This window comes from Nocardioides luti (genome assembly GCF_014212315.1).
Taxonomy (GTDB): domain Bacteria; phylum Actinomycetota; class Actinomycetes; order Propionibacteriales; family Nocardioidaceae; genus Nocardioides; species Nocardioides luti.
Map to the genome: position 1 here is coordinate 3778910 of NZ_JACKXE010000001.1, position 26366 is coordinate 3805275.

Here is a 26366-nt window from a genome sequence, read left to right on the forward strand (position 1 = left end):
GCCCCGCGCTCGGGTCAGTCGAGCGTGTGCAGCCAGTGCAGCACGCGCGAGCGGGTCCGGGCGGCGGAGGCCTCGAGGGCCAGGGCGCTGCCCGCGCCCTTCACGGTGTGGTGCGTGACGCCGGTCGAGGAGTCGTAGGCGTCGACCTGGGTCTGCCGGGCGTCACGACGGTTGAGGGCGTCCTTGCCGCCGAAGAGCAGCAGCACGGGGGCCTCGATCTTGCGCGTGGTGGTCGGTGCGGACGCCACCATCTGGGAGAGGCTCAGCGCGTCGCCGCACGGCGTGGCCGCGCGGAGGTCGGCACCGTCGCGCTGCACCGTGCGGGCAGCGCTGGCGAACAGCAGGCTGCGGTAGTCCTTCTTCGAGCCGCCGAAGGTGGCGTGGTCCTGCCCCTTGAGGCAGAGCGAGGACTGCGCCTGCGCCGCGTCGAGCGCGCGCTGCGAGGCGCCGCGGTCGGTCCACGACATCACGACCAGGCCGTCGATGTCGTCGTACGTCCCGGCCTCGAGCTCGGCGATGGCCGCCCCCGTGGAGTGGCCGTGGACGACCACGTGCTCGGCGGCGGGGGTGCCGCGGTCGGGGTGCCGCGAGAAGTCGTAGTGGCCGGAGCGCAGGTGCTGGACGACCTGGTGGAGCATGTCGGCCTGCGCGCCCAGGCAGGTGGCGTTGCCGTCGGGGAGGGGGCTGCGGCCGTAGCCGAGCCGGTCGAGGACCAGCGAGGTCTCGCCGCGCTGGGCGAGCTTGCGCGCGTAGTCGACGCCGGGGTGGCGGCGCAGGTGCCACGACCACGAGCCCGTCGCCAGGTCGTGGACGAGCACGTTGATGCGGGGGGCGCTGGCGCTGAGGACCTCGTGGCGGGGACCGACCAGGCTGCCGTGCAGCTCGTAGGACTGGTTGTCGGCGGAGCAGGCGAGGTTCGTGCCGTTCGTGTTGACGACGTCGAAGGTGACCGCGCGGGAGACCACGTCCGTGCCGCGGGCGGACGGGGTCGCCGGCGCGGCGCCCACCGGCGAGGAGAGCGGAACGGCGGCCAGCACGCCGGCGACGAGGCCTGCGGCGACGAGTCGGGCGACGGGTCGGACGGTGAGCATGGGGAACCCCTCAGGTGGACGGTCTTATTGAAGATGTGTCAACAAGAGGGTTCCAGCATGTCATACCGACGGTACGCGAAACGGCCCTGCGGGTGAGTTCTCCATCACCACGCAGGGCCGTCGCAGGGCCGTTCGTTTTGTCGAGGCGGACTCAGCCCGGGGGACGCGAGGTCGCCGTGGAGCGGGGGCAGAACGCCTCGCGGGGCGAGCCGGTGTGCACCTCCTCCGGCAGCGTGAGCGTCACGTCGTCGTCGAAGACGCCGGCCTGCTCGGTGCGCAGGTTGACCTCGGTGACGAAGGCACCGGCGCGGGCCGAGAGCGACTCGCAACCGCCCATCTTCAGGGCCAGGGTGAGGCGGCCGGTCTCACCCGGGCCGAGGTGCAGCGTGCGCGCGCCGTCGGTCGTCGTGAGGCCGGTGTAGGTGAACAGCCGGGTCTTCGGCTGCTCGTCGGCCAGGCCCAGGACGGTCAGCGGCAGCCGACCGTCGTTGGTGACCGGGAACGTGTAGCGGAGCGTGCCGCCGTCGTCGTACCGGATCTGGCGCACCGTGCGGTCGGCGATGGTGAAGACCGTGGTGGCGTCCGTGCCGGCGACCGCGGTGCGCCCGTGGCTGCTGAGTGCCGGGGTGCTGCGCGCCACCGCCACCCCGCCCCCCACGAGGAGGAGGGCGAGGACGGCGAGGGCGACGAGTGCCTTACGCAGCATGGCTCTGGCGCCGGCGGCGCAGGCCGAGGGCCACGAGCAGGGCGCTCACGGCCGTCATGACCGGTGCGGCGACCAGGAAGCCCGAGTCCTGCTCCGAGGCCTCTGGGGCGCCGGTCGTGCTGCCGGAGGCGTCCGGCTTGGTCGGGCTGTCGAACCAGTTGCACCCCTCCGGGTGCGAGAAGTTCGGGTCGTCGCGGTCGTACTGGCTGCAGCTCAGGAAGCCCGCGTCCTTGACCGGGGCGCCCGGCGTGAAGACCGAGCCGCCGTCGGCGCACGAGGGCGGGTCGACGGTGAAGTTGTCCGTCTGCACGCCGCGGGAGTAGGTGTTGTTCTCCCAGCAGTTGCCGTTGCCCTGCTCGTCCCACCAGTGGTCCGAGCCGTTGTGCTCGATCTCGCCCGACTTGGTGAAGCCCATCTGGTTGTCGGTCGTGTGGTTGTGGTGCGAGGTGTCGTTCTGCAGGGCGGGGTCGTACTCGTCGCGCAGCGCCGCCGGGACCCAGAACTGCATGGTGCCGAAGCGCCAGTTGTCGTAGATCCAGTTGTGGTCGGTGCGGTCGAAGTTGCCGCCGGCGATCAGCACGCCGGTGCCGACCGGGGTCGGGACCACGGGGCACACGGTGCCGTTGATGTAGCCGCGCTGCTTCATCGGCTTGGCGCAGACGCCGGTGTCGACGAAGCGGGTGTACCAGTTGGAGTTGTTCGAGTAGATCTCGTTGCGGTTCCAGCGCGCGTGGTCCTGGGGCAGGCCCGGGTGGCCGGGGAACAGCGAGTCCGTCGCGATGCCGGTGGCGTTCTTGTAGAACTTGTTGTCGTGGGCCCAGATCGAGTTGCCCGCCGTGCCGGAGTAGCCCAGCGTGTTGTGGTGGCTCTTGTTGAAGCGGATCTCGATCGCGTAGCGCGTGGCCTCGAGGTTGGGGTTGTCGGCGTTCAGGTCCGAGCCGGAGCCGGGGTAGAAGCCCGAGTCGCCGTTGTAGTACGCCTCCGAGCGCTGGATCAGCCCGTGGTCGCTCGCGAACGCGAGGATGCCGTACTCGTCGTTGCCGCGGGCCATCACGTGGTCGACCACGAAGCCGTCGGTCTCGAGGATGTAGACGGAGTTGAACTCCGCCTGCTCGAAGGTGATGTTCTTGAGGTAGAGCCCGCCCGCGCGGTCGGCGCGGATGCCGTTCAGCTTCGAGAAGCGGTTGTTGACGATCACGTCGGTCTTGCTGCGGCCGGTGCCGACGACCTGCAGGCCGCAGAACTTGCTGTCGCAGGAGATCGACTTGTTCTTCGGGGTGCGGTCACCGAAGACCGCGATCAGGTTCAGGTTGTGCGGGCATGCGCGCTGGTCGGCGTACGACAGGGCGATGGGGTTCGACGTGCCGCCGCTGTCCTCCTTCGCGCCGGTGTCGGGCGAGGAGAGGCTGCCGATGTACTCCGACGCCTCCAGGGGCGACTTCGACGAGGTCTCGAGGTGCGAGCAGTACTGCGAGCGCTTCCGGTGGGCCCAGCGGGCCTCGGTGTAGACGCCGGGGAGCACGTAGACCGAGGTCCTCGGCTTCCTGATCGAGTTGATCGCGGTCTGGATCGACCGGAAGTCGCACTGCTTCAGCAGGCGCTCGTTGCGGGTCTTGAGCTTCCCCTCCGGCATCGCGGCGATGCGGGAGGCGCTGCTGGGCTTGCAGACCACGCGGGCGCGGGGGTTGTCGTAGCCGAGGAACGACGGGCGGTGGCCCGTGCCGTCCGGGAACTGTGCGGGGCGCTCCTCGTGGGCGGAGGCGGCGGTCGATCCGGCAGCGAGGCCGGTGGCGACCAGACCGGGGACGACCACGAGAGCGAGGAGTGCACGACGGAGTCGGGGCATGGGGATCCTTTCGTCAGGCCACCAACGAGCCGGAGGTGATGTGGGTTACGTGCCGGTAGGTCAGACTGCGTCCATGAGCAGGGTGATCGTCGTGGGTGCCGGCGTCGTGGGGCTGTCGTGCGCGGTCCGGCTGCTCGAGGCCGGGCACCGCGTCGACGTGGTCGCCCGCGACCTGCCCCGGGAGACGACCTCCGCCGTCGCGGCGGCGATCTGGTACCCCTACCGCGCGCTCCCGCAGGACCGGGTCACCGCGTGGTCCGGGACGACGTACGCCGTCCTGGACGCGCTGGCCGCTCCGCTGGCGTACGGCGGCTCCCCGGAGTCGGGGGTGCGGATGCTGCCCGGCACCGAGGTCTTCGACCGGCGCCAGCCCGACCCGTGGTGGCGGGCCGCCGTCCCGGCGCTGGAGCGGGTGGACGCGCCGCCGGCCGGCTTCGTCGACGGCTGGTCGTTCACCACGCCGGTCGTGGAGATGCCCGTCTACCTGCCGTGGCTCGCCGGGCGGGTGGAGGAGCTCGGCGGCACCATCACCCGGCTGAACCTGCGGGCGCTCCCGGAGGGCGGTGACCTGGTCGTCAACTGCAGCGGCCTCGGCGCGCGGCTGCTCGGGGCCGACCGGACGGTCGTCCCCGTGCGCGGCCAGGTGGTGTACGTCGAGCAGGTCGGGCTCGAGCGCTGGTGGCTGGACGGCTCCGGGCCGACGTACGTCGTGCCGCGCAGCCACGACATCGTGGTCGGCGGCACCGACGAGGAGGGGGAGTGGAGCCGGACGCCCTCGCCCGAGTCCGCCGCCGAGATCCTCCAGCGGGCCTCCCGGCTGGTCCCCGCCCTCCGCGACGCCAAGGTGCTCCGGCACAAGGTCGGGCTCCGCCCGGTCCGCCCCGCCGTCCGCCTCGAGCGCGAGGGCCGTGTCATCCACTGCTACGGCCACGGTGGCGCCGGCGTCACGCTGAGCTGGGGCTGCGCCGACGAGGTCGCCGCGCTCGCGGAGTAGCGCGGCTTGCTAGCGTCCGCGACCATGCAGGCGAGCAGGGTCGAGGTCGACGGTGTCGAGCTGCACGTCGGCGTGACCGGCGAGGGGCCGGACGTCGTCGTGCTGTCGGGCGGGCCGGGGTGCGTGCACTACCTCGAGCGCGACGAGATCGCGCCGGCCGGGTACCGCTGCTGGTACCCCGAGCCGCGGGGAGTCGGGCGCTCGGGCGGCGGTCCGCACACGATGGAGCGGGCGGTCGACGACCTCGAGGCGATCCGCGCGGCGATGGGGGTGGAGCGCTGGACCGTGCTCGGGCACTCGTGGGGGAGCGACCTGGCGGTCCGCTACGCCGTCGACCACCCCGAGGCCGTCGAGGGCGTGGTCGGCCTGTGCGGTCGCGGCCCGCAGCGGGACCGGCACTGGTCCGAGGCCTACGAGGCGGGCCGGCCCGACGAGCCGGTCGTGGACATCGCGTTCGACCCCGGGGTGCACGCGTCGCTGGGGGCGTCGTTCACCGAGTGGATCCACACGCCCGACCTGTGGCGCGGCCTCGCGGACTGCGACGTGCCGATGCGCTTCATCGCCGCCGAGCACGACATCCGTCCGTCGTGGCCGCTGGCCCAGCTGGCGGCCCTGGTCCGGCACGGCTCCTTCGAGACGGTGCCCGGGGTGCCGCACGACTTCTGGTCCACCCACCCCGACGTCTGGCGGGCGACCGTCGCGCGGGCCTGCTCGATCCCGTAGCCCGGTCGTTTGTGTGTGGTTGATCGGTGTCACCAGGTGACAGTGATCCACCGCAGAACGGGCCGGTGCCACGGCTTCTGGCCCCCGAGACCGGTGCGCGAGCGCTTGTGTGGTGGATCCGGTTCACCAGGTGAACCGGATCCACCACACAAGCAGTGAGGAGCGGCCCCGCGCGGTGCTCGCGTGTCAGGATCGTCGACATGGCGTCCTCACGAGCAACCAGCTTCGGCGCGTGGGCGGACGAGTACGACGAGTGGCGGCCCACCTACCCCGAGTCGGCCGTCGACTGGCTCGTCCCGTCGGGCCTGGCCAGCGTCGTGGAGGTCGGAGCAGGGACAGGGAAGCTGACCGACCACTTGGTGGCGCGCGGGCTCGACCCGGACGTCGTCGAGCTCGACGGCCGGATGCTCGCCGTCCTCCGGCGTCGTCACCCAGGGCTTCGGACCCACGAGGCCGCCGCGACGGCCCTCCCGTGTGGAGACGCGACCGTGGATGCGGTGCTCGTCGCGGACGCCTGGCACTGGTTCCCCCGTGACGAGGCCGCCGCCGAGGTGTCGCGAGTGCTTCGCCCGGGAGGCTGGCTCGGCTGTGTCTGGAACGTCCCGGTGCTCGACCACGAGTGGGAGTGGCGTGCCCTCGGGCTCGACCCCGCCCTGCAGCGACCCGCCGACCTCGACCCGCTCGAACGGCTCGGACTCACGAGCGGTTCGGCGGAGCAGCGGACGTTCCGTTGGACGTGGTCCCTGACCCCGCAGCAGTGGCGAGGCTTCGTGTCGACCGTGTCGCACGTCCGACTGCTCCCAGCTGACGAGTGCGCCGATGCCCTCGACGAGACCGAACGTCTCGTGGCGCAGGCGTGCGCGGACGCCGGGTCCGGGGCCGTGACCCTCACGCATGACGCGCTGTGCGTCCGGTGGCGCCCCGATCAGGACAGCGGGCGGACCTCGACGACGGCGGCGGGGTCGAGCGGGCCGTAGATGTGGGGGAAGGTCTCGGTCGTGCCGGGGGCGGGGGCCTCCTCGACCAGCGGGACGCCGAGCAGGTCGGGGTCGATGACCAGGAGGACGAGGGGCTCGGTCACGTCGGCGTAGTAGCGGGCCCGGACGCCCTCCCACTGGTGGGCGTGGCTGGCGTGGAGGTAGCCCTCCTGCTCGAGGGTCACCCCGAGCGTCGAGGTGGTGTAGCTGCCGCTCGCCAGCGCGGCCTCCCACTCGGAGGCGAGGGCGAGGTGGTAGATCGCCATCAGAAGAGCCGGTGCTCGGAGTCGTCGATGCCGCGCAGGGCGTCGTAGTCGACGGTGGCGCAGGCGATGCCGCGGTCGGTGGCGAGGACCCGCGCCTGGGGCTTGATCTCCTGCGCGGCGAAGATGCCGCGGACGGCGCCCTTGCGGGTGAGGGCCGGGTCGCGGTTGAGCAGCTCGAGGTAGCGGGTCAGCTGCTCCACGCCGTCGATGTCCCCGCGGCGCTTGATCTCGACGGCGACGCTGAGGCCCTCGGCGTCGCGGCACATCAGGTCGACCGGGCCGATCGCGGTGGGGAACTCGCGGCGTACGAGCGTCAGGCCCGTCGCCAGCGTGGCGGGGTGCTCGGCGAGCAGCTCCTGCAGGTGCTTCTCGACGCCGTCCTTCTGCAGGCCGGGGTCGACGCCGAGGTCGTGCAGGGAGTCGGAGACGATCTCCTCGAGCAGGATGCGCAGGGTGTCGCCCGGGCCCTTGGAGCTGGCCTTGCTGGACACCGTCCACTCGACCTGCCCGTCCTCCGTGGTGCCCTCGCGGAAGGTGCACGGCGGCGACATCCAGTTCAGCGGCTTGTAGGAGCCGCCGTCGGAGTGCACGAGCACCGACCCGTCGGCCTTGATCATCAGCACCCGGGTCGCCATCGGGAGGTGGGCGGTCAACCGCCCGGCGTAGTCGACCTGGCAGCGCGCAACGACGAGTCTCACGGGCGCCGAATCTACAGTGACGTCATGTCGTACGACGTCCGGCGGGCCACCCGCGAGGACCTGGCCGCCCTGCAGTCCGTCGAGCTGAGCGGCAACCCGATGTTCGACGAGCTGTTCGGGCCCACGGGCTGGGGCGCCCCGACGGGAGCCGAGCGGGCCGCCCAGCCGGGCTTCGTCCTCGTGGCCGGGGACCCACCCGTCGGCTTCGCGCACGTCCTCGACCTCGAGGGGACCGCCCACCTGGAGCAGCTCTCCGTGCTGCCGGACCTCCTCCGCCAGGGGATCGGCAGCGCGCTGGTCCGGGCGGCGCAGGCGGAGGCGGCGGCGCGCGGCCACGCCGCGCTCTCGCTGTGCACCTACCGCGACGTGCCGTGGAACGCGCCGTTCTACCGGACCCTCGGCTTCGTGGAGGCCGAGCGGCTGACGCCCCTGCAGCGCCGGCTGCGCGACCACGAGCACGACGCCGGACTGGACCGCTTCGGGGTCCGCGTGGTGATGGTCGCCCCGCTCGCCGGGCCGTAAGTTACCGGCCAGTGAACTTGCTCACGGCGGGGTCCCGGAGGCCGTGCCATGATGCGGCCCATGACGAGCACCCCTCCTGAGTCCGCCGCGCCCGCAGCCGGTCGCGAGTTCCGCACCATCGGCGTGATCGGCCTGGGCACCATGGGTGCCGGCATCGCCGAGGTGTTCGCCCGCGAGGGCTTCACCGTGGTGGGCGTGGAGCGGGACGAGGACGGCCTGGCCCGCGGCCGTCAGCACCTGCAGCACTCGACCGCCCGCGCGGTGAAGCGCGGCAAGATCACCGAGGCCGAGCAGGGCGAGATGCTGGGTCGGATCACCCTGACCACCGAGATGAAGGACCTGGCCGAGGCCGACTTCGTCGTCGAGGCCGTGGTCGAGTCGCTCGAGATCAAGAAGGCCATCTTCCGCGAGCTGGACGGCATCGTCGGCAAGGACGCCGTGCTCGCGACGAACACCTCCTCGCTGTCGGTCACCGAGATCTCGACCGCGAACTCCAGCCCCGGCCGCGTGATCGGCGTCCACTTCTTCAACCCCGCGCCGGTGCAGAACCTGGTCGAGGTCATCCGCACCGTCGTCACCGAGCAGAGCGTGCTCGACGACGTCGCCGGCCTGGTCACGAAGCTCGGCAAGAACCCCGTGGTCTGCGGCGACAAGGCCGGCTTCATCGCCAACACCCTGCTCTTCGGCTACCTCAACCACGCCGTGTCGATGTACGAGGGCAGCTACGCCTCCCGCGAGGACATCGACGCCGCCATGCGCTTCGGCTGCGGCTACCCCATGGGCCCGCTGGCGCTGCTCGACCTGATCGGCCTCGACACGGCGTACGAGATCCTCGACACGATGTACAAGCAGGGCCGCGACCGCCTGCACGCACCGGCGCCGCTGCTCAAGCAGTACGTCACCGCGGGCCTGCTCGGCCGCAAGTCGGGCCGCGGCTTCTACACCTACGAGTCCGCCGACAGCCCGGTCGTCGTCGACGACGCGCACACCCCGAGCGCCGACGACCAGCCGCAGCTGCGCCACGACATCAAGCTCGTGGGCGTCGTCGGCACGGGCACGATGGCCAGCGGCATCGTCGAGGTCTTCGCCAAGAGCGGGTACGACGTGCTCTTCGTCGGCCGCAGCCAGGACAAGGTCGCCGGCGTGCACGCCGCGATCACGAAGAACTTCGACAAGCAGATCCAGCGCGGCAAGACGACCGAGGAGGTCAAGGCCGAGGTGCTGGCCCGGGTCACCGGCACCACCTCGCTCGACGACCTCAAGGACGTCGACATCGTGGTCGAGGCGATCGCCGAGGACCTGACGATCAAGACCACGCTCTTCGAGAACCTCGACGAGATCTGCAAGCCGGGCGCGATCCTGGCGACCACGACCTCCAGCCTGCCGATCATCTCGATGGCCCGCGTGACCAAGCGTCCCCAGGACGTCATCGGCATGCACTTCTTCAACCCGGCCACGATCATGAAGCTGGTCGAGGTCGTCTCGACCGTGGCGACCGACGAGAAGGTCACCGAGACGACGCGCGCCCTGTGCGGCGCGGTCGGCAAGGTCGCGGTCTCCTGCGCCGACCGGGCCGGCTTCATCGTCAACGCCCTGCTGTTCCCCTACCTCAACGACGCGGTCAAGATGCTCGAGGCGCACTACGCCACGGCCGACGACATCGACGTGGCCATGAAGCAGGGCTGTGCGCTGCCGATGGGTCCCTTCGAGCTGCTCGACGTGGTCGGCAACGACGTGTCGCTGGCGATCCAGCGCGAGCTCTACCTCGAGTTCCGCGAGCCGGGCTTCGCGCCGGCGCCGCTGCTGGAGCACCTGGTCACGGCCGGCTACCTCGGTCGCAAGACCAAGCGCGGCTTCCGGGACTACAGCCAGCGCTGACCTGCGCCGGAACCGGCGTGCAACGATCGGCGCCGTGCCGGACATGAGCCTGACGTGAGCCAGCGCCAGGAACGCTTCCGACGTCTGTACGCCGAGCAGTTCGACCCGCTCCTGGGCTACGCCCTGCGCCGGGTCGACCGGCCCGAGGACGCGGCCGACGTCGTGGCGGACGCGTTCCTGGTCGCGTGGCGCCGGCTCGACGACGTACCCCCCGGCGACGAGGCGCGCCTGTGGCTGTACGGCGTCGCGCGCCGGACGCTGGCCAACCACCGTCGCGGCGACGGCCGGCGCGGCGCGCTGGGGGAGCGGCTGCGCCAGGACCTCGCCACCTCGGTGCCCGACCACGCCGACGGCGTGACCGAGCGCGAGACCGTCCGCCAGGCGCTGCACCGGCTGGCCGCCCGCGACCGCGAGGTCCTCGAGCTGGCCGCCTGGGAGGGGCTGGAGCCCCGCGAGATCGCCGAGGTGCTGGGCATCTCGCCGATCGCCGTGCGCAGCCGGCTGTCGCGCTCCCGCGCCCGGCTGCGGGCCCTGGTCGACCAGGACGCCGGCAACGATCCCGGGCCACCCGGACATGTCCCCAGCAGACAACCGCAGCTCGCCCGGAGGGAGGACCGATGAACGACCAGGACCCGCTGATCCCCGCACGGATCACCGACGACGAGGTCGCCCGTCTGCCCGTCCACGCCGGGCGCGCCGACCTGCTGGAGGACCTCATGGCCACGCCCGTCGTCGACCGAGTCGACCACCGCCCCACCCGCCCGCGCCGCCCGGTCTCCGCCTGGCTGGCCGTGCCCGCCGCGGCCGCCGCCATCGCCGCGATCGCCCTCGTGCCCGTCCTGCGCGGAGGCGCGGACGGCCCGACCCCCGACCGCCAGGGGCCGGCCGGCGGCAACGTCCCGTCGGCGTCGCCGTCCACCCCGACCACCGAGGCCAGCCCGGCCGCCGAGGGCGTGCGCTCGGTCCCCGGCGGTGAGTACGTCGCGCTGGACGCGCCCGGCTGGACGGTGGAGTACGTCGCCGAGGACGGCGTCACCTTCGCCCACGACGGCCAGACCCTCGAGATCGTCAGCTACCCCGCCGACGCGCACGCGAGCTACTACGAGGACCGCGAGCACGTCAGCGACCCGGTGCCGCAGGAGCTGCTCGGGCTGGCCTCGTCGACCTTCACCTACAGCGGCGACGACCACGCCACGATCCGGCCGGCCGAGGGCGACCGCTTCCTCGAGGTGCGCGGCTCGGGCATGGGGCTCGCGGCCTACCGGCGGCTGCTCGGGCAGCTCGTGCAGACCGACGCCCGCGGCTTCGCCGACGCCGTCCCGCCGGCGATCGTGACGCCGTACGACAAGGACGAGGCGATCGCCGACCTGCTCCGCGGCGTCGACGTGCCGGACGGCTTCTCGGCCGCGGACGTCCGGCTCGACGGCTTCCACGACCGCTACCAGGCGGCGGTCGCGGTCGCCGGCGCCGTCGGCTGCGCGTGGCTCGACGTGTACGCCGGGGGAGGCGCGGCCGGCCGCCAGCAGGCGCTCGCCGCGCTCGACGGCAGCGGCGGCTGGCCGTTGGCGGACGACCTGGCCAGCGGCATGTACGGCTCCGTCCTCCGCGACACCGCCGACCAGCTCAGGAGCGGGGCGTCCACGCAGGACCTCCGCGGGGGCCTCTGCTGACCCACCCGGGTGACCGCCGTCGCGCGCCGGAAATTCGACGGGTGTGACGGTGGTTACCCTAACGGGTGAGTGGGTACGCCCTGCGACATGGCAGTAGAAACAGGACGCATCACGACCGACATCCCGGCCCGGCTCGACCGGCTGCCCTGGGCGAAGTTCCACTGGATGGTCGTCGTCGGCCTCGGCACGGTCTGGATCCTCGACGGGCTCGAGGTCACGATCGTCGGCTCGATGTCGACGGCGCTCGCCGACCCGAAGACCGGCCTCGGGATGAGCAGCTACCAGGTCGGGCTGGCCGGTGCGGTCTACGTCGCCGGGGCCTGCCTCGGGGCGCTGTTCTTCGGGCAGCTGACCGACCGGCTCGGTCGCAAGAAGCTCTTCCTCATCACGCTCGCGGTCTACACCGTCGCGACCGTGCTGACGGCGTTCTCGATGAACGTGATGTGGTACCTCGCCGCCCGCTTCCTGACCGGCGCCGGCATCGGTGGGGAGTACGCCGCCATCAACTCCGCGATCGACGAGCTGATCCCCGCGAAGTACCGCGGCCGCGTCGACGTCGCGATCAACGGCTCCTTCTGGGTCGGTGCCGCGGGCGGTGCGATCCTCACGATCCCGCTGCTCAACCCGACCGTCATCGACCAGAGCTGGGGCTGGCGGCTGGCCTTCGGTCTCGGCGCGATCCTGGCCGTCGGCATCCTCGTCGTACGCCGGCACGTGCCCGAGAGCCCGCGCTGGCTCTTCATCCACGGCCGCGAGGACGAGGCCGAGTCGATCGTGAAGGACATCGAGCGGACCGTGAAGGACGAGACCGGGCGCGAGCTGCACGGCGTCTCGGACTCGATCACGATCCGCCAGCGCAAGACGATCAGCCTGGTCCTGATCGCCAAGACCGTGTTCACGATGTACCCCAAGCGCACCGTGCTGTGCTTCTCGCTCTTCGTGGGCCAGGCGTTCCTCTACAACGCCTTCTTCTTCACCTACGGCGACAGCCTCACGACGTTCCTCGACGTGAAGCAGACCGGGTGGTACATCGCGGTCTTCGCCCTCAGCAACTTCGCCGGGGCCCTGCTGCTCAGCCGGCTCTTCGACACCGTCGGCCGGGTCAAGATGATCACCGGCACCTACGTGCTCTCGGGCGTGCTGCTCGGCATCACGGGCCTCTTCCTCGGCAGCGTCACCGCCGTCACGCTCACGCTCATCGGTGCGATCATCTTCTTCTTCGCCTCGGCCGGCGCCAGTGCGGCGTACCTCACCGCCAGCGAGGTCTTCCCGATGGAGACGCGGGCCCTGTGCATCGCGTTCTTCTACGCGATCGGCACCGCGGTCGGCGGCATCAGCGGCCCGCTGCTGTTCGGCAAGCTGATCGACGACGCGTCCGCCAGCGGTGACATCACCGGGCTCGCACCGGGCTACTTCCTCGGCGCCGCGCTGATGGTCGCCGGCGGCATCGTGGCGGCGTTCCTCGGCGTCAAGGCCGAGGGCCAGTCGCTCGAGAGCATCGCCGCGCCGCTGACCGCCGAGGACGCCGACGAGCCCGGCGGGCGCAAGACGCCCCAGCCGGCCTGACCCCCCCCCACGCAGAGGAGAGCCACCATGCCGATGCCGCCCCCGTCCCCGTCGACGGACCGTCGCGACCGCCACACCTTCCACGAGATGGGCCAGATCGTCCGGGCGCTCGAGTCGCGCGGGCCGCTCACGCCCGAGGCCCTGGGCGAGGCCCTCGGCGCGGAGTTCTGGGAGGCCGGCCGCTTCGAGCGCGCCGTCGCCCTCGCCGTCGCCGACGGGCTCGTGCAGCGCACCGACGAGGGGACGCTGGCGGCGGTCTGAACCGCCGCCGCGCCGGCCGGTCGCCCCGCTAGTCGGCCGGCCGCCAGGGCTTCAGCCAGTCGGTCTCCGGCCAGCCCTCCCGGCCGGCGACCAGCTCGTACATCGTCGCGCCGTCGACCGCCTCGCGGACCAGGTCGGCGTGCCCCGCGTGCCGGGCCAGCTCCTCGATGAGGTGGAACCACACCCACCGCACCGACCACGCGTCGATGTCGGTGGGGTTCCACGGCGCCGGTGGCACCGGCACGGGCGTGTCCAGGTCGCGCTCGGCGACCGCCGCCTGCACCTGCGCGCAGACCTCGTCGTACGCCGCCAGCGCGGCCTTCACGGTGTCGTGGTCGTGCCAGGTCCAGCCGTCCTGGTGGGCGGCGTACTGCTCCTCCATGGTGCGGGTGTCGTCCGGGCGGCCGGGCGCCGCCAGCACCCGCTGCAGCCAACCGTCCTGGGTCTGGGTCACGTGCTTGAGCAGCGAGCCGACCGTCAGCGTGCTGGGGGCGACCGAGGCCGTGCCCGCCTGCTCGTCGGTCAGGCCGAAGATCGCGGCGCGGAAGGCGTCCTGCTGCTGGACGAGGTAGGCGGCCAGGGCGGAGCGCTCGTCGGCTACGGGCGGGGCTTGTGCGGGCAAGTCAGGCGTCCTTCGGGTCGGTGGTGGGGGTGCTGGGGAAGCGGTGGGCGTACAGGTCGCGGAGCAGGCAGATCTCCGCACCGTGGTGGATCACCTCGCGGTGGATGTGCAGGACGAGCGCGGCCATCGGCAGGTCGCCGAACGGCCCCTCGGCCGGGCCGCAGGGCCGGGCGAGCCCGTCCTCGCCGAGCGCGAGGACACCGGCGCGCCAGGTGTCGACCTCGCGGTCGAGCTGCGCGAGCGCCTCGGCGGCGGTGCCGGCGTACGCCCACGACTCGTAGTCGGTCGCCTCGCGCCCGAAGTGCGAGGCGCTGCGCATGGCCAGCACCTCGACGGTGATGTGCGCCAGCCGCCACGCGATCGTGGTGACCGGTGCCGGGTCGGGGTCGTCGGGAGCATCGTCCCTCTCGAAGGCGCCGACGCCGATCGGGGCCGGCGAGGTGCTGGTCCCGCGGGGCCGGATGCTCCAGGCGCCGTCGGCCGGCTCCCAGAGGTACTCGTCGTCGGTGAGGCCCTCGAGGCGGGGTCGCAGCGCGTGCTCCCAGTGGAAGGTGAGCTGGTCGAGGAGGAGCTCGTTCCAGCCCGGTGTGGCGGTGGGGTTCGTCGTCATGCCACCAGTCTGCGGATCAACTAGGACAGGTTCTGTCCGCTAGGTGTGGCACCGTGGGCCCATGGACCAGGGGACCGGGACCACCGAGCGGGTGCTGCAGCTGCTCGCAATGCTGCAGCGGCGACCCGTGTGGACGGGGACCGAGCTGGCCGAGCGGCTGGGCGTGACGACGCGGAGCATCCGGCGCGACGTGGAGCGGCTGCGGGCGCTGGGCTACCCCGTGAACGCCACGCAGGGCTCGGGCGGGGGCTACCAGCTCGGGGCCGGCCGGGCGCTGCCGCCGCTGCTGCTCGACGACGAGGAGGCGATTGCCACGGCCGTCGCCCTGCGGCTCGCGGCGGGCGGCACGGTGGCCGGCGCGAGCGAGGCGGCGGTGCGGACGCTGGCGAAGCTCGACCAGGTGCTGCCCGCGCGGCTGCGCGGCGAGATCCGCGCGATCCACGACGCGATCGTGACGCTCGACGGTGGCCGCGTGGAGGTCGACGCCGATGCGCTGCTGGGGCTGGCCCGGGCGTGCCGGGACACCGTGCGCGTGGAGTTCGGCTACGTCGCGCTCCGGGGCGAGCGCACCGAGCGCCGGGTCGAGCCCTACCAGCTCGTCGCCACCGGACGGCGGTGGTACCTCCTCGCCTACGACCTCGAGCGCGACGACTGGAGGTCGTTCCGGCTGGACCGGATGAGCGAGGTCCGGGCCGGCACCTGGCGCTTCACCCGCCGCGAGAGCCCCGACCCGGCGGAGTACGTCCAGCGAGCGGTCACCGTGGCGGCGTACCCCCACCAGGCGCGGGTGCTGGTCCACGCGCCCGCCGCCGAGGTGCGCGAGCGGACCACGGTCGGCAGCGCGACGGTCGAGGAGGTCGACGAGCGGACCTGCCTGCTGCTGGCCGGCTCCGCGAGCCTCTACTCCCTGGCGCTGCACGTCGGGATGCTCGGCTGGGACTTCGAGGTGCAGGAGCCGCCGGAGCTCCGCGAGGCCGTCGCGGAGCTCGCCGGACGTTTCGCCCGCGCCGTACCCTGAGGCCATGGGATACGTGCTGCTGCTCCTCCTGGTCGCGATCGGCGTCGCGGTGTTCGTGTCGTCGCGCAACGGCAAGCAGCGGGAGCTGGAGCGGCGCACGGCCGAGCTCGAGCCGGTCAAGAAGTTCGCCTTCGAGGACATCACCGCGCTCGGCGTGGAGCTCCAGTCGCTCGACGGCGAGCTGGCCGGCCACGACCTCGACGCGGGCGCGAACGCCGACTACCAGCGGGCCCTGGACGCCTACGAGGCCGCGAAGACCGCCGGTGACGCCATCGCCCGCCCGGAGGACCTCAAGCACGTCACCGAGATCCTGGAGGACGGCCGCTACGCCATCGCCTGCGTGCGGGCCCGGGTCGCCCACGAGCCGCTGCCGACGCGTCGGCCGCCGTGCTTCTTCGACCCGCGGCACGGGCTCTCGGTCGAGGACGTGCCCTACGCGCCGCCCGGTGGCGCCACCCGCGACGTCCCGGCCTGTGCGCTGGACGCCGAGCGGGTCCGCGCGGGTGCCGACCCCGACATCCGCAAGGTGATGGTCGGCGCCCAGCGGGTGCCCTACTGGCAGGGCGGGCCGGCGTACGCGCCGTACGCCAGCGGCTACTTCGGCCGCTTCGGCGTCATGGACATGATGTTCATGGGGATGATGTTCGGCGGCCTGGGCGGCTTCGACGCGCTCGGCGACGGCATCGGAGCCCTGGGCGACGGCATCGGCGACGGGCTCGGCTCGATCGGCGACGGTGTCGGCGACATGTTCGACGGGTTCGACGGCTTCGACTTCTGAGGGTGGTGGGCGCCAGCCCCCGCCCCCGCGAGCACGCACGGCCCGCCACCCCCAGCCGGGGTGGCGGGCCGTCGTCGTTCGCCGCTCGCGACGGCGACGTCTCAGTCGCGGACCAGCTGGGCCGCCTGGAGGAACACCACGCGGCCGTTGACCGAGTCGCTGTCGACCGTGTCGGGGTCGCTGGCGGCGTAGTCACCGGTGACGGTGATCGTGTAGGTGCCGGCCCGGACGCCCTTGACCAGGACGTGCGCGATGCCGCTCGTGTAGAGCACGTCGGTCGTCGTGACGCCGACCTGCTTGCCGGCGGCGTCGGTGACTGTCGCGGTGAAGCCGGCGAGGTTGGCCGCCGTGCCGGGGGTCGGGTAGACGAGAGCGACCTTGAGGGCGTCGGTGCCGCGCTTCACGCGGACGCGGTGCGTGGCGGTGTACGAGCCACCGACCGTGGCGGCGGGGGCGTCCTCCTGCCAGAGGTCCGCGCGGGTGACCGCCCAGGCGTCCTGGCCGAGCACGCGGCGGTCGGCCTTCCGCGACCGGGTCGTGAGCGCCGTACGCCACGAGTCGCGGCGCACCAGCGCGACGGCCTTGTCGAGGTTGACGTGGCCGTAGCCGACCTGCCAGCCCGTCAGGGCCCCGGATCCGGAGCGCACGGGGGAGGCGGTCGCCGTCAGCGCGTCCTGGACCTGGCGCACCCCCAGCTTCCGGTTCGCCTGGAGGAGTACGGCGGCGGCCCCGGCGATGTGCGGGGCGGCCATCGAGGTGCCGGACGCGGTGGCGTTCTCGCCCGGGCCGCACGGCCCGATCACGCTGCCGGTGCTGTCACAGGTCGACGAGATGTCGGCGCCGGGGGCCATCAGGTCGGGCTGGGTGTTGCCGACCCGGTCGCCCAGCAGGACCGTGTGGCCGCCGGCGCCGATCGGGACGGCGCGGCCGTTGTCGACCTCGAGGCCGTTGGAGGAGAAGTCGGCGCGCTCGCGCTTCAGCGAGCCCGCGGCCACCGAGACGACCCAGGGCGCCTGGTTGAAGGGGCTGACGCTGGCCTCGCCGTTCGCGGAGCCGGAGTTGCCGGCGGCGAAGACCACGACCACGCCCTTGTCGGCCACGGCCTTCGTGGCGACGTTGACCGGGTCGCGCGGGTCGAACTGGCGGAAGCTGTTGCCCCACGAGTTGTTGATGACGTCGATGCCGAGCAGCTTCGGCTGGTCGAGGATGTAGTCGAAGCCGGTGACCACGGCCGTCGTGGTGATGACCGCGCCGATCGAGAAGCAGGCGAGCTCGGCGTCGGGGGCCACGCCGAGGTGGTCGGGGCTCGTGGTGCCGTCGGCGGCGATGATGCCGGCGACGTGGGTGCCGTGCCCGCTGCCCAGGTCGGTGTTGTTGTAGGGGCCCTGGTCGATCGGGACGACCAGCGTCGGGTCGGTGCCCTGGTTGGCGTACTCCGGGCTGTAGAGCGTGATGTTGTGCTTCACGTGGTCGGCCAGGTCCGGGTGGGTCCCGTCGCAGCCGGAGTCGATGACCCCGACGGTGGTGCCCTTGCCGGTGAGGCCCTGGGCCCGCAGCCCCTTCGCCGCACCGAGGGTGGAGGACATGGCGTCGGAGGACGCGGTGTCGGTGTACTGCAGGACCTCGTCGGGGTACACGTCGGTCCCGATGCCCTGCGTCACGGCGCTCGCGATCTGGGCGACGGAGCCCTGGACCAGCGCGAGCGGGAGGCGGTGCATCGGCTGCACCGTCAGGCCGAGCGCCTCGAGGCGGTCGACCTGCGCGGCCGTGGGAACGGCGTCGAGCTCGACGATCCCCCGGCCGGTCGGGGTGCCGGACGACAGGAGGCGGTCGAGCCCCGGGCGCGTGGCACGGAGGACGTCGAGCGAGCTGCCCGACGCGGCGACGGTGCCGGCGGCGGTGGCCGGGCCGGCGGTGGTGATGCCGGCCGTCGAGAGCACGGCTGCCGCGGCGCAGGTGAGCGCGAGGAGCCGGGTGCGGAGGTGCGACATGGAGGAGGTCCCTTCGGAGGTCGTGACCTGACAACGCCGGGCCGCCCGCGCGGGTTACGTTCTCCCCATGAGACGTCCAGCCCGGTTCGCCGCGCGCCTCGTCGCGCTCGTCCTGCTCGGGAGCGGGCTCGCCGCGGCCCCGGCGTACGCCGTCGATCCGACGCTGCCGCCGGTCGGCACGGACTTCGACTACCAGCTGGGCGGCAACCGTCCGGTGCCCGACCGCGTGGGCATCGAGGTGCGCGACCGCGGCGCCGCACCGGCCGACGGGCTCTACAACGTCTGCTACGTCAACGGCTTCCAGACGCAGGAGGACGAGAAGGACTTCTGGCGCGAGCAGCACTGGGACCTGGTGCTCAAGGATGACGGCCGGGCCGTCGTCGACGAGGGTTGGGGCGAGTGGGTGCTCGACCTCCGGACGCCCGCCAAGCGCCGCGCCCTGGCCCGGATCGTGGGGCGCTGGGTCGCCGGCTGTGCCGACGACGGGTTCGCGGGCGTGGAGCTCGACAACCTCGACTCCTACTCCCGCAGCCACGGCCTGATCTCCCGGACCCAGACGAAGAAGTACGCCGCCCTGCTGGTGCGCCGCGCGCACCGGGCCGGCCTGGCCGTGGCGCAGAAGAACATGGCGCAGTGGGACGGCACCACCGTCGGCTTCGACTTCGCGATCGCCGAGGAGTGCGCGCATTGGCGTGAGTGCGGCAGCTACGTCGAGCACTACGGCCGCCACGTGCTCGCGGTGGAGTACACCCGCAAGGACTTCCGTCGCGCGTGCCGCACGGTCGCGGACGAGATCGCCGTGGTCCGTCGCGACGTCCCGCTCAGCCCGCACGGGGTGCGCCGCTGGTGCTGACCGCGGGTGCCGGCCGTCCCCGCGCCGCTCGGTAGCCTCGGGACATGCCCACCCCGCCCCGCGCCGCCGGCCTGCACACGACCTCGCTGGGGGAGTCCGGGCCCCGGGTGGTCTTCTGCCACGGCCTCTTCGGGCAGGGCAAGAACTGGACCCGGATCGGCAAGGAGCTCGCCGTCGACCACCGGGTGCTGCTCGTCGACATGCCCGACCACGGGCGCTCGGCGTGGAACGACGAGTTCGACTACGTCCGGGCCGCCGACCAGGTGGCGGACCTGCTGGCCGACGACGACCCGGTCGCGCTCGTCGGGCACTCGATGGGCGGCAAGATCGCGATGCTCGTGGCGCTGCGGCACCCCGCCCTGGTCGAGCGGCTGTGCGTCGTGGACGTCTCGCCGGTGACCTACCGCCACACCTCCGAGTTCGCCGGCTACATCGCCGCGATGCAGGGGCTGGACCTCGGCGCGCTCGAGCGGCGGGCGGACGCGGACGCCGCCCTGACCGAGGCGGTGCCGAACCCGGTCGTGCGCAGCTTCCTGCTGCAGAACCTGCGCCACCACGACGAGGGCTGGTCCTGGCAGCCCAACCTCGCGGTGCTCGGCCGCGACCTGGAGCGCCTCGGAGGCTGGCCCGAGGACCGGCTCGAGCCCGGGACGACGTACGACGGCCCGGTGCTGTGGGTGGCGGGGCAGACGTCCGACTACGTCACGGGCGAGTACGCCGCCGCGATGGACCGGTGGTTCCCGCGCAACCGCAGGGTGACGATCAAGGGCGCCGGCCACTGGGTGCACTCCGAGCAGCCCGAGGTATTCGGTGAGGTGCTGAAGCGGTTCCTGGCCTGAGGCCCGGGCGGGCTCTCAGGACTGCGTGACGCTGCCGATGAGCAGGGCGAGCAGGAACGCCCAGCCGCCCGTGATCCGGCGGTGGCTCCGCGGGCTGAGCGGGGGGCCGGCGAGCACCAGGAAGGCCGCGAGCCCGACCGGGGAGCCGAGGAACATCAGCCAGAACCACGCCCAGCGGGTGCCGCGCCACGGCTCCGGGCCCGACACCAGCAGCCACAGCGTCGCCAGGGCCAGGCCCAGGCCGACCCAGCGCCACCACGAGGTCATCGGCAGGCCGAAGATCGTCCAGCCCGACCGGTGGACCTGCTCGGCCCGGGTGACGTCGAGCCCCGGCTGGAGCCCGGTCAGCTGCGTGATGACCTTGCCGCTGACCACGCTCGTCCCGCTCGGCGGTGTGACCGGACCCCGCGCCAGCCGCGCAGGGGGCACCTGGAGCACCGTCGCGACGCGGCGGAGCACGCCGTCGCGCCAGGCCACCTCGACCGTCGTGCGTCCGCCCCCGGCCTCGTCGTAGGCGTCGCCACGGACCGTCACCTGCTGCACGTCGCCGGCGGACACCCGGGACACGAGGTCGTCGTACGAGCCCGGGTGCTCGACCGTGACGGCGTAGCCGGCCCCGAACACCAGCCAGCCGACGACCACGACGAGGCGCAGCCAGCTCCAGCCGCTGCGGCGCTGGTGCTCCCAGGTGAGCGGGGCGAGCGGCGCGAGCCGCGGGCGCGCCCGCAGCGCCTGGTCGTCCGTCGTCCCCGAGGTCATGGGCGGAGTCTAGGTCCCGGCAGCCGTCGCGGCTGGCCGAACGGGGCCTGGCAGGAGGGCGGTCAGGCCGGGGTGTCGGCGGCCTGGCGGGCGCGGTAGGCCGCGACCGCGTTGCGGTTGCCGCAGGAGGTGGAGCAGAAGCGTCGCGACCGGTTGCGGGACAGGTCGAGGACCACGCCGCCGCAGGTGTCGTCGGCGCACAGGCCCAGCCGCGACATCTCGTCGGCGCGGATCACGTCGATCATCGCCATGGCGGTCTCGATGAGGATCCGGGTTGCGAGCGGGGCGTCCTGGGAGACCGCGTGCAGGTGCCAGTCCCAGCTGTCGTGGCGCATCAGCTGGGGGAGGGCGCGGCCCTCGAGCAGCATCGCGTTGACCAGCTCGACGGCCCGGTCGCGGTCGCTGGTGAGCAGCTCGCGCAGGGCGGGTCGCAGGCGGCGTACGGCGTCGAGCTCGGCCTGGTCGTGGTCGCGGCGGCCGGCGTACTCGAACTCCGCGTAGAACGCGTCGAGCTCCTCGAGGGTCTCCAGCGTGTCCGGGTCGCACGCGGAGTTGACCAGCGTGGCGGCGGCCAGCAGCGACATCTCGGTGTCATGGGCGAAAACCATGTTGACAGGTTACCGCACCGCTCCGTAGTGTCATCGACCATGACGGCGATGACTGATGACGTGACGACGCCGCTCGTGCCCGGGGGCTCGCGCCTCGTCAGCGGGCTCGCGTTCGCGATCCTGTCCGCCTCGACGTTCGGACTGTCCGGGGCGCTGGCCCGCGGCCTGCTCGACACCGGCTGGAGCCCCGGCGCCACCGTGCTGGTCCGCGTCGGAGTGGCGGCGCTGGTCGTGCTGCCGTTCGGGATCCGCGCGCTCCGCGGCCGCTGGCACCTGCTGCGGCGCAACGCCGGCCTGATCGCGGTGTACGGCGTGCTGGCGGTCGCCGGCGCCCAGTTCTGCTACTTCTCGGCCGTCTCGCACATGCAGGTCGGTCCCGCGCTGCTCATCGAGTACACCGCTCCCGCCGCCGTGGTCGTGTGGCTGTGGCTGCGGCACGGGCAGCGGCCCGGCGCTCTCACCCTGGTCGGGGCCGGCCTGGCCGCCCTCGGGCTGGTCCTCGTCCTCGACCTGCTGTCCGGCGCGGACCTGAGCGTGGTCGGCGTGGCCTGGGCGCTGGCCGCGATGGTCGGCGCGGCGACGTACTTCGTCATCTCCGCCGACGAGAGCAACGGTCTGCCGCCGATGGTGCTGGCGGCCGGCGGCCTCGTGGTCGGCGCCGTCGTGCTCGGCCTGCTCGGCCTCGTGGGGCTGCTGGCGATGGACACCTCGCGCGCCGACGTCACCTACTCCGGCACGACGGTCGTCTGGTGGGTGCCGCTGCTGGTGCTCGGCATCGTGACGGCGGCGATCTCCTACACCTCCGGGATCGCCGCGGGGCGGCGGCTCGGCTCGCGGCTCGCGTCGTTCGTGGCGCTGCTCGAGGTGCTGGCCGGGGTCGGCTTCGCCTGGCTGCTGCTCGACGAGCTGCCAGGCGTCGCCCAGCTCGTCGGCGGGCTGCTCGTCCTGGCCGGCGTCGTCGCGGTCAAGCTCGGGGAGCGGACCATCACGCCGGTGCCGCCGCTGGCGCCGACGGCGACCCCCGCCTGATCCCCGCCTGATCCGGCACGGAGCTTGTAACGCCCGGTTATGGGCTCTGGGGGCCCGTTCGAACGGGTCCCCAGATGCGACAACCGGGCGTTGCAAGCGGCGGGTCGGCCGGACTAGCGGTCGTCCTGCCGCGCGATGAAGACCTCCTTGGTCAGCAGCAGGATCGCCGCCGCCGTGGGGATCGCGAGCAGGGCGCCGACGACGCCGAGCAGGCCGGCGCCGACGAGGGCGGCGATCACGATGACCGCACCGGGGATGTCGACAGAGCGGGACATCACGCGGGGGTAGATCACGTAGTTCTCGACCTGCTGGTAGATCACGTAGAAGATCAGGCAGGCGACGCCGATCTTCGGGTCGGTCGCGAAGCCGATCGCCACGACGATGACCGCGCCGATGGTGGCGCCGATCATCGGGATCACGTCGAGGAGCGCGACCACGAAGGCCAGCGCGACGGCGTACTCGCCGAGGCCCACGACGAACAGGAACACCAGCGACGAGAGGCCCGCGGCCACGGCGACGATGAAGGCGCCCGAGACGTAGGACCCGACGTTGGAGAGGATCTGGTCGCCGAGGAGGCTGACCCGCGGGCGGCGGCTGGCGGGGGCGAGGCGGTACATCGCGGCCTTGGTCTTCGGCAGCGACGAGAGGAAGTACAGCGTCAGCACGGTGATGATGAACGCGTTGAACAGCGCGCCCAGCACCGCGATGCCGATGCCGAGGACCCCGCCGAAGGCGGCCGAGGCGAAGTTGCCGTCGGCGATGTACTGCTTGGCCTTGGCGATGATGTCGTACTGCTCGTCGAGCTTCTCGACCTGCGAGTTGTGCTGGAGCTGGTCGAGCCAGGTGGGGGCGTTCTTGGCCAGCTGCGTGACCTGGTCGCTGATGACCGGGACGATCGCGACGAGGAAGAGCGCGAGCGCCACCACGACCAGCGCGATGACGACCACGACCGACCACGACCGCTTCAGCCCGCGCCGCATGAAGAACTCGACGAGCGGGTTGAGGCCGACGGCGAGGAACGCCGCCACCACGATCAGGATGATCGTCGAGCTGACGACCAGCACCTGGTGGCCGAGCCAGATCGCGAGCAGGGCGCCGACGGCGCCGAAGAACCCGACGTAGAAGGGCGAGTGCGGGGAGAGCGGCGGACCGGGCTCGACGTGGGGCGTCTCCTCGGGGATGAGGAACTCCTCGTCGAACGCGACGGCCTCCTCGGCGACCTCGGCCGCCGTCTCGGCGCGTTCCGCGGCGTCCTCGGCCCGCTCGGCTGCTTCTTCCGCCTTCTCGACCTCGGGCGTCGGGTCCTTGCTCAACTGGTGGCCTCGTCGTCCTCGTCGTCGTCGCCGAAGCCGGACACCACGTCGCGCAGGGAGGCGAGCTGGGCCGAGATCGCGTCGCGGCGCTTGGTCATCCGGCCGAGCTCGGCCCGGACGCTGGCGAGCTGGCGCTCGGCCTCGGCGTTGCCGGACGCGGTGATCGAGTCGGCCTGGGTCCGTGCGGAGGCGACGATCTGCTCGGCCTCGCGGCGGGCGCGGGTGAGCAGGGCCTCGGACTCGGACGCCGACTGCTGGCGGTGCTGGGTCGCCTGCTGCGTGGCCTCGCGGGCCCGCTGCTCGGCGGCGGCCGCACGCTGCTCGGCCTCCTCGACGAGGCGCTTGGTCTCGGCGGTGGCGCTGCTGTGGTGGTCGGTGGCCTCGCGGGCGAGGCGCTCCTTCTCGACGGCGAGGGTGCGGCGGGCCTCCTGGACCTCGCGGTCCGCGGCGGCACGCAGCTGCTCGGACTCGCGCTTGGCCGAGGTCCGCGCCTCGTTGGTCTCCTGCTGGGCGGCCAGGCGGACCTGGTCGGCCTCGCGGCGGGCGGCGGCCAGGATGTCCTCGGCCTCGCCGGTGGCCAGGGCCTTCTCCTGCTCGGCGTCGGCCAGCAGCCGGGCGCGGGTCTCGTCGAGCTCCTTGAGCTGGACCATCCGCATGTCCTCGGCCTCGCGGGACGCGTCGGCCCGGATCGCCTTGGCGTCGCGCACGGCCTGCTCGCGGATCTCCTTGGCGTCGCGCTCGGCGATGGCGCGCACGTCGGTGGCCTCCTCCTCGGCGAGGCGGAGCATCGCGCTGGCGCGGCCGCCCAGGCCGGCGTACGACGGGTTCTTGTTCTCCTCGAGCTCCGTGCGGGCGCTCTCGAGCTGGGCCTCGAGCTCCAGCACGCGCTTCTCGGACTCGGTCAGGCTCGCGGAGAGGCCGGACTTCTCGGTCACGAGCTGGCGGACCTGCGCGTCGACGGCGTCCTTGTCGTAGCCGTTGCGCCGCACCACCGGGAAGCCGGCGGCCGGCGGGACCATCCGCTGCATGGCGTCGGTGGGAGCGGGGCGCTGGGCGGCCGGGCGCGCGGCCGGGGGGATGACCGGGGCGGGCTTCGCGGCGGCCGCGGGCGGCGGCACCACGGGGCTCTCCTGGGTGCGCTGGGCGTCTCCGGGGGCCGGCTTGCGGCTCGTCACGGGGATCACCTGGGTCGCCTCGTCATCGGCAGGCGTGTCGGTGCCTTCCGGCTCGTTGTCGAAGATGGACAGACCCTGGTTGCTCATGGTCGGCAGTACCTCTTCCCGTGTCGGTGTGCGTCCCGACCAGTCTCCCCGATACCCCGCAAATGACCCACCCCGGCTCGCGGACGAATCGCGGGCCGGGGCGGATGGGGCGGGTGAGGTGGGTCTCAGACCCCGCGGAAGCGGTTGATCGCGTCCAGGTGCTGCTCGCGCATCTCGTGGTTGCGGACGCCGAGGCCCTCCTCGGGGGCCAGGCAGAGGACGCCGACCTTGCCCTGGTGGGCGTTCTGGTGGACGTCCAGCGCGGCCTGGCCCACCTCGTCGAGGCTGTAGGTCCGCGAGAGCGTCGGGTGGATCATGCCCTTGGCGATCAGGCGGTTGGCCTCCCACGACTCGCGGTAGTTGGCGAAGTGCGAGGAGATGATCCGCTTGAGGTTCATCCACAGGTAGCGGTTGTCGTACTCGTGCATGTAGCCGCTGGTGGAGGCGCAGGTGGTGATGGTGCCGCCCTTGCGGGTGACGTAGACCGAGGCGCCGAAGGTCTCGCGACCCGGGTGCTCGAAGACGATGTCGATGTCCTCACCGCCGGTGAGCTCGCGGATCTTCGCGCCGAAGCGCTTCCACTCCTTGGGGTCCTGGGTGTGCTCGTCCTTCCAGAACTTGTAGCCCTCCTCGGAGCGGTTGATGATCAGCTCCGCGCCCATCGAGCGCGCGATCTTCGCCTTCTCCTCGTTGGAGACCACGCAGACCGGGGTGGCGCCGCCGTTGAGGGCGTACTGCGTCGCGAAGCCGCCCAGGCCGCCGGAGGCGCCCCAGATCAGGACGTTGTCGCCCTGCTTCATGTCGCCGCCGTTCTTGCTGACGAGCTGGCGGTACGCCGTGCAGTTGACGAGCCCGGGGGAGGCGGCCTCCTCCCAGGTCAGGTGCGCGGGCTTGGGCATCAGCTGGTTGGACTTGACCAGCGCCACGTGGGCGAGGCCGCCGAAGTTCGTCTCGAAGCCCCAGATCCGCTGCTGCGGGTCGAGCATCGTGTCGTCGTGGCCGTCCGGGTCCTCGAGCTCGACCGAGAGGCAGTGCGCGACGACCTCGGTGCCGGGCTTCCACTTGGTGACGCCGGGGCCGGTGCGCAGCACGACGCCCGCGAGGTCGGAGCCGACCACGTGGTAGGGCAGGTCGTGGCGCTTGGTGAGCTCGGAGAGGCGGCCGTACCGCTCCAGGAAGCCGAAGGTCGAGACCGGCTCGAAGATCGAGGTCCAGACGGTGTTGTAGTTGATGGCCGAGGCCATCACCGCGACGAGCGCCTCGCCGGGGCCGAGCTCGGGGAGCGCGACGTCCTCGACGTGGAGGGACTTGCGGGGGTCCTTGTCCTTCGAGGCGATGCCCTCGAACATGTCGGCCTCGTCCTTGTGCACCGTGACGGCGCGGTAGGACTCGGGGAGGTCGAGGCTCGCGAAGTCCTGGGGCGCGGCGTCGCCGGCCTGGATCGCGTCGAGGATGTTCTGCACGTTCTGCTCCTGGGGTCGGGGGC

27 protein-coding genes are annotated in these 26366 nt (G+C 72.5%); 14 read left to right on the forward strand and 13 right to left on the reverse strand.

Annotation, left to right across the window (positions count from 1 at the left end):
* Positions 1-14 precede the first annotated feature (14 nt).
* The 3 genes from H5V45_RS17995 to H5V45_RS18005 form a co-directional block, all read right to left on the reverse strand.
* Positions 15-1091 carry an alpha/beta hydrolase gene (locus H5V45_RS17995; RefSeq protein ID WP_185254199.1) on the reverse strand — a complete coding sequence of 359 codons (1077 nt, stop codon included), beginning with the start codon at positions 1089-1091 and terminating at the stop codon, positions 15-17.
* 151 nt (positions 1092-1242) lie between these two features.
* Entirely contained in the window at positions 1243-1797 is a 555-nt protein-coding gene (locus tag H5V45_RS18000) for a hypothetical protein (RefSeq protein ID WP_185254200.1), read from the reverse strand.
* On the reverse strand, positions 1787-3643 hold the full coding sequence (locus tag H5V45_RS18005) for a right-handed parallel beta-helix repeat-containing protein (protein WP_185254201.1): 1857 nt from the start codon (positions 3641-3643) through the stop codon (positions 1787-1789). The genes H5V45_RS18000 and H5V45_RS18005 overlap by 11 nt, the downstream gene beginning before the upstream one ends.
* 73 nt (positions 3644-3716) lie before the next feature.
* Here H5V45_RS18005 and H5V45_RS18010 point away from each other — a divergent pair, with 73 nt between their 5' ends.
* The 3 genes from H5V45_RS18010 to H5V45_RS18020 all read left to right on the forward strand — a co-directional run bounded on the left by H5V45_RS18010 (position 3717) and on the right by H5V45_RS18020 (position 6337).
* Entirely contained in the window at positions 3717-4637 is a 921-nt protein-coding gene (locus H5V45_RS18010; RefSeq protein WP_185254202.1) for an FAD-dependent oxidoreductase, read from the forward strand.
* Between the two features lie 24 nt (positions 4638-4661).
* Positions 4662-5360: an alpha/beta fold hydrolase gene (locus H5V45_RS18015; RefSeq protein WP_185254203.1), complete on the forward strand. Its 699-nt coding sequence runs from the start codon at positions 4662-4664 to the stop codon at positions 5358-5360.
* 200 nt (positions 5361-5560) lie between these two features.
* Positions 5561-6337, forward strand: a complete 777-nt coding sequence (locus tag H5V45_RS18020; protein WP_185254204.1) for a class I SAM-dependent methyltransferase — start codon at positions 5561-5563, stop codon at positions 6335-6337.
* Here the strand turns inward: H5V45_RS18020 and H5V45_RS18025 are convergent.
* Both H5V45_RS18025 and nucS read right to left on the reverse strand, forming a co-directional pair.
* A complete protein-coding gene (locus H5V45_RS18025) occupies positions 6286-6603 on the reverse strand; it encodes a DUF952 domain-containing protein (RefSeq protein WP_185254205.1) in 318 nt (105 codons plus the stop codon). The two genes, H5V45_RS18020 and H5V45_RS18025, sit on opposite strands and share 52 nt — an antisense overlap.
* Positions 6603-7301 carry an endonuclease NucS gene (nucS, locus tag H5V45_RS18030; RefSeq protein ID WP_185254206.1) on the reverse strand — a complete coding sequence of 233 codons (699 nt, stop codon included), beginning with the start codon at positions 7299-7301 and terminating at the stop codon, positions 6603-6605. The genes H5V45_RS18025 and nucS overlap by 1 nt, the downstream gene beginning before the upstream one ends.
* A 24-nt stretch (positions 7302-7325) precedes the next feature.
* On the opposite strand from nucS, the gene H5V45_RS18035 reads away from it, so the two are divergent.
* From H5V45_RS18035 to H5V45_RS18060, 6 genes are all read left to right on the forward strand, one after another.
* Positions 7326-7823: a GNAT family N-acetyltransferase gene (locus tag H5V45_RS18035; protein WP_185254207.1), complete on the forward strand. Its 498-nt coding sequence runs from the start codon at positions 7326-7328 to the stop codon at positions 7821-7823.
* Between the two features lie 60 nt (positions 7824-7883).
* The gene (locus H5V45_RS18040) at positions 7884-9701 is read left to right on the forward strand and encodes a 3-hydroxyacyl-CoA dehydrogenase family protein (protein ID WP_246415921.1); all 1818 of its coding nucleotides are present in this window, start codon (positions 7884-7886) and stop codon (positions 9699-9701) included.
* A gap of 54 nt (positions 9702-9755) precedes the next feature.
* Positions 9756-10322: a sigma-70 family RNA polymerase sigma factor gene (locus tag H5V45_RS18045; RefSeq protein ID WP_185254208.1), complete on the forward strand. Its 567-nt coding sequence runs from the start codon at positions 9756-9758 to the stop codon at positions 10320-10322.
* Positions 10319-11371, forward strand: coding sequence for a hypothetical protein (locus tag H5V45_RS18050; protein WP_185254209.1), 1053 nt, complete (start codon positions 10319-10321; stop codon positions 11369-11371). Before H5V45_RS18045 ends, H5V45_RS18050 begins: the two co-directional genes overlap by 4 nt.
* An 87-nt stretch (positions 11372-11458) precedes the next feature.
* Entirely contained in the window at positions 11459-12937 is a 1479-nt protein-coding gene (locus tag H5V45_RS18055; RefSeq protein WP_185254210.1) for an MFS transporter, read from the forward strand.
* A gap of 27 nt (positions 12938-12964) precedes the next feature.
* Positions 12965-13198: a hypothetical protein gene (locus H5V45_RS18060; RefSeq protein WP_185254211.1), complete on the forward strand. Its 234-nt coding sequence runs from the start codon at positions 12965-12967 to the stop codon at positions 13196-13198.
* A 28-nt stretch (positions 13199-13226) separates the two neighbouring features.
* Here the strand turns inward: H5V45_RS18060 and H5V45_RS18065 are convergent, their stop codons facing one another.
* Complete coding sequence (locus H5V45_RS18065; protein ID WP_185254212.1) at positions 13227-13820, reverse strand: DinB family protein; 594 nt, start codon at positions 13818-13820, stop codon at positions 13227-13229.
* A 1-nt stretch (position 13821) separates the two neighbouring features.
* Positions 13822-14430 carry a DinB family protein gene (locus H5V45_RS18070; protein ID WP_185254213.1) on the reverse strand — a complete coding sequence of 203 codons (609 nt, stop codon included), beginning with the start codon at positions 14428-14430 and terminating at the stop codon, positions 13822-13824.
* Between the two features lie 61 nt (positions 14431-14491).
* Between H5V45_RS18070 and H5V45_RS18075 the strand changes: the two genes are divergently transcribed.
* Together H5V45_RS18075 and H5V45_RS18080 are read left to right on the forward strand one after the other, a co-directional pair.
* Positions 14492-15448, forward strand: a complete 957-nt coding sequence (locus H5V45_RS18075) for a helix-turn-helix transcriptional regulator (protein ID WP_185254214.1) — start codon at positions 14492-14494, stop codon at positions 15446-15448.
* Positions 15449-15452: 4 nt separating this feature from the next.
* Complete coding sequence (locus H5V45_RS18080; RefSeq protein ID WP_185254215.1) at positions 15453-16226, forward strand: hypothetical protein; 774 nt, start codon at positions 15453-15455, stop codon at positions 16224-16226.
* Between the two features lie 101 nt (positions 16227-16327).
* Here the strand turns inward: H5V45_RS18080 and H5V45_RS18085 are convergent, their stop codons facing one another.
* Positions 16328-18217, reverse strand: coding sequence for a S8 family peptidase (locus tag H5V45_RS18085; protein ID WP_185254216.1), 1890 nt, complete (start codon positions 18215-18217; stop codon positions 16328-16330).
* Positions 18218-18284: 67 nt separating this feature from the next.
* Between H5V45_RS18085 and H5V45_RS18090 the strand changes: the two genes are divergently transcribed.
* A complete protein-coding gene (locus H5V45_RS18090) occupies positions 18285-19070 on the forward strand; it encodes an endo alpha-1,4 polygalactosaminidase (protein ID WP_185254217.1) in 786 nt (261 codons plus the stop codon).
* 44 nt (positions 19071-19114) lie between these two features.
* On the forward strand, positions 19115-19909 hold the full coding sequence (locus H5V45_RS18095; protein WP_185254218.1) for an alpha/beta fold hydrolase: 795 nt from the start codon (positions 19115-19117) through the stop codon (positions 19907-19909).
* 15 nt (positions 19910-19924) lie between these two features.
* Here H5V45_RS18095 and H5V45_RS18100 read toward each other — a convergent pair whose 3' ends face one another.
* Together H5V45_RS18100 and H5V45_RS18105 are read right to left on the reverse strand one after the other, a co-directional pair.
* Positions 19925-20668 carry a hypothetical protein gene (locus H5V45_RS18100; protein ID WP_185254219.1) on the reverse strand — a complete coding sequence of 248 codons (744 nt, stop codon included), beginning with the start codon at positions 20666-20668 and terminating at the stop codon, positions 19925-19927.
* Positions 20669-20730: 62 nt separating this feature from the next.
* Positions 20731-21276, reverse strand: coding sequence for a CGNR zinc finger domain-containing protein (locus H5V45_RS18105; protein WP_185254220.1), 546 nt, complete (start codon positions 21274-21276; stop codon positions 20731-20733).
* Between the two features lie 48 nt (positions 21277-21324).
* On the opposite strand from H5V45_RS18105, the gene H5V45_RS18110 reads away from it, so the two are divergent.
* Positions 21325-22305, forward strand: a complete 981-nt coding sequence (locus H5V45_RS18110; protein WP_246415922.1) for an EamA family transporter — start codon at positions 21325-21327, stop codon at positions 22303-22305.
* Between the two features lie 113 nt (positions 22306-22418).
* Here the strand turns inward: H5V45_RS18110 and H5V45_RS18115 are convergent, their stop codons facing one another.
* The 3 genes from H5V45_RS18115 to ccrA all read right to left on the reverse strand — a co-directional run bounded on the left by H5V45_RS18115 (position 22419) and on the right by ccrA (position 26343).
* A complete protein-coding gene (locus tag H5V45_RS18115) occupies positions 22419-23618 on the reverse strand; it encodes an AI-2E family transporter (protein WP_221634047.1) in 1200 nt (399 codons plus the stop codon).
* Positions 23615-24880, reverse strand: coding sequence for a coiled-coil domain-containing protein (locus H5V45_RS18120; RefSeq protein WP_185254222.1), 1266 nt, complete (start codon positions 24878-24880; stop codon positions 23615-23617). Before H5V45_RS18120 ends, H5V45_RS18115 begins: the two co-directional genes overlap by 4 nt.
* A gap of 125 nt (positions 24881-25005) precedes the next feature.
* Complete coding sequence (gene ccrA, locus H5V45_RS18125; RefSeq protein WP_185254223.1) at positions 25006-26343, reverse strand: crotonyl-CoA carboxylase/reductase; 1338 nt, start codon at positions 26341-26343, stop codon at positions 25006-25008.
* Positions 26344-26366 lie beyond the last annotated feature (23 nt).

Excerpts from the sequence above, each read along its gene's own strand:
- H5V45_RS18040 (WP_246415921.1), top strand. The coding sequence starts at position 7,884 with ATGACGAGCACCCCTCCTGAGTCCGCCGCGCCCGCAGCCGGTCGCGAG.
- H5V45_RS18070 (WP_185254213.1), bottom strand. The coding sequence starts at position 14,430 with ATGACGACGAACCCCACCGCCACACCGGGCTGGAACGAGCTCCTCCTC.
- H5V45_RS18075 (WP_185254214.1), top strand. The coding sequence starts at position 14,492 with ATGGACCAGGGGACCGGGACCACCGAGCGGGTGCTGCAGCTGCTCGCA.
- H5V45_RS18100 (WP_185254219.1), bottom strand. The coding sequence starts at position 20,668 with ATGACCTCGGGGACGACGGACGACCAGGCGCTGCGGGCGCGCCCGCGG.
- H5V45_RS18010 (WP_185254202.1), top strand. The coding sequence starts at position 3,717 with ATGAGCAGGGTGATCGTCGTGGGTGCCGGCGTCGTGGGGCTGTCGTGC.
- H5V45_RS18020 (WP_185254204.1), top strand. The coding sequence starts at position 5,561 with ATGGCGTCCTCACGAGCAACCAGCTTCGGCGCGTGGGCGGACGAGTAC.
- H5V45_RS17995 (WP_185254199.1), bottom strand. The coding sequence starts at position 1,091 with ATGCTCACCGTCCGACCCGTCGCCCGACTCGTCGCCGCAGGCCTCGTC.
- H5V45_RS18090 (WP_185254217.1), top strand. The coding sequence starts at position 18,285 with ATGAGACGTCCAGCCCGGTTCGCCGCGCGCCTCGTCGCGCTCGTCCTG.
- H5V45_RS18085 (WP_185254216.1), bottom strand. The coding sequence starts at position 18,217 with ATGTCGCACCTCCGCACCCGGCTCCTCGCGCTCACCTGCGCCGCGGCA.
- H5V45_RS18105 (WP_185254220.1), bottom strand. The coding sequence starts at position 21,276 with ATGGTTTTCGCCCATGACACCGAGATGTCGCTGCTGGCCGCCGCCACG.
- H5V45_RS18095 (WP_185254218.1), top strand. The coding sequence starts at position 19,115 with ATGCCCACCCCGCCCCGCGCCGCCGGCCTGCACACGACCTCGCTGGGG.
- H5V45_RS18055 (WP_185254210.1), top strand. The coding sequence starts at position 11,459 with ATGGCAGTAGAAACAGGACGCATCACGACCGACATCCCGGCCCGGCTC.
- H5V45_RS18000 (WP_185254200.1), bottom strand. The coding sequence starts at position 1,797 with ATGCTGCGTAAGGCACTCGTCGCCCTCGCCGTCCTCGCCCTCCTCCTC.
- H5V45_RS18080 (WP_185254215.1), top strand. The coding sequence starts at position 15,453 with ATGGGATACGTGCTGCTGCTCCTCCTGGTCGCGATCGGCGTCGCGGTG.
- H5V45_RS18050 (WP_185254209.1), top strand. The coding sequence starts at position 10,319 with ATGAACGACCAGGACCCGCTGATCCCCGCACGGATCACCGACGACGAG.
- H5V45_RS18035 (WP_185254207.1), top strand. The coding sequence starts at position 7,326 with ATGTCGTACGACGTCCGGCGGGCCACCCGCGAGGACCTGGCCGCCCTG.
- H5V45_RS18025 (WP_185254205.1), bottom strand. The coding sequence starts at position 6,603 with ATGGCGATCTACCACCTCGCCCTCGCCTCCGAGTGGGAGGCCGCGCTG.
- H5V45_RS18110 (WP_246415922.1), top strand. The coding sequence starts at position 21,325 with ATGACTGATGACGTGACGACGCCGCTCGTGCCCGGGGGCTCGCGCCTC.
- H5V45_RS18120 (WP_185254222.1), bottom strand. The coding sequence starts at position 24,880 with ATGAGCAACCAGGGTCTGTCCATCTTCGACAACGAGCCGGAAGGCACC.
- H5V45_RS18005 (WP_185254201.1), bottom strand. The coding sequence starts at position 3,643 with ATGCCCCGACTCCGTCGTGCACTCCTCGCTCTCGTGGTCGTCCCCGGT.
- H5V45_RS18060 (WP_185254211.1), top strand. The coding sequence starts at position 12,965 with ATGCCGATGCCGCCCCCGTCCCCGTCGACGGACCGTCGCGACCGCCAC.
- H5V45_RS18015 (WP_185254203.1), top strand. The coding sequence starts at position 4,662 with ATGCAGGCGAGCAGGGTCGAGGTCGACGGTGTCGAGCTGCACGTCGGC.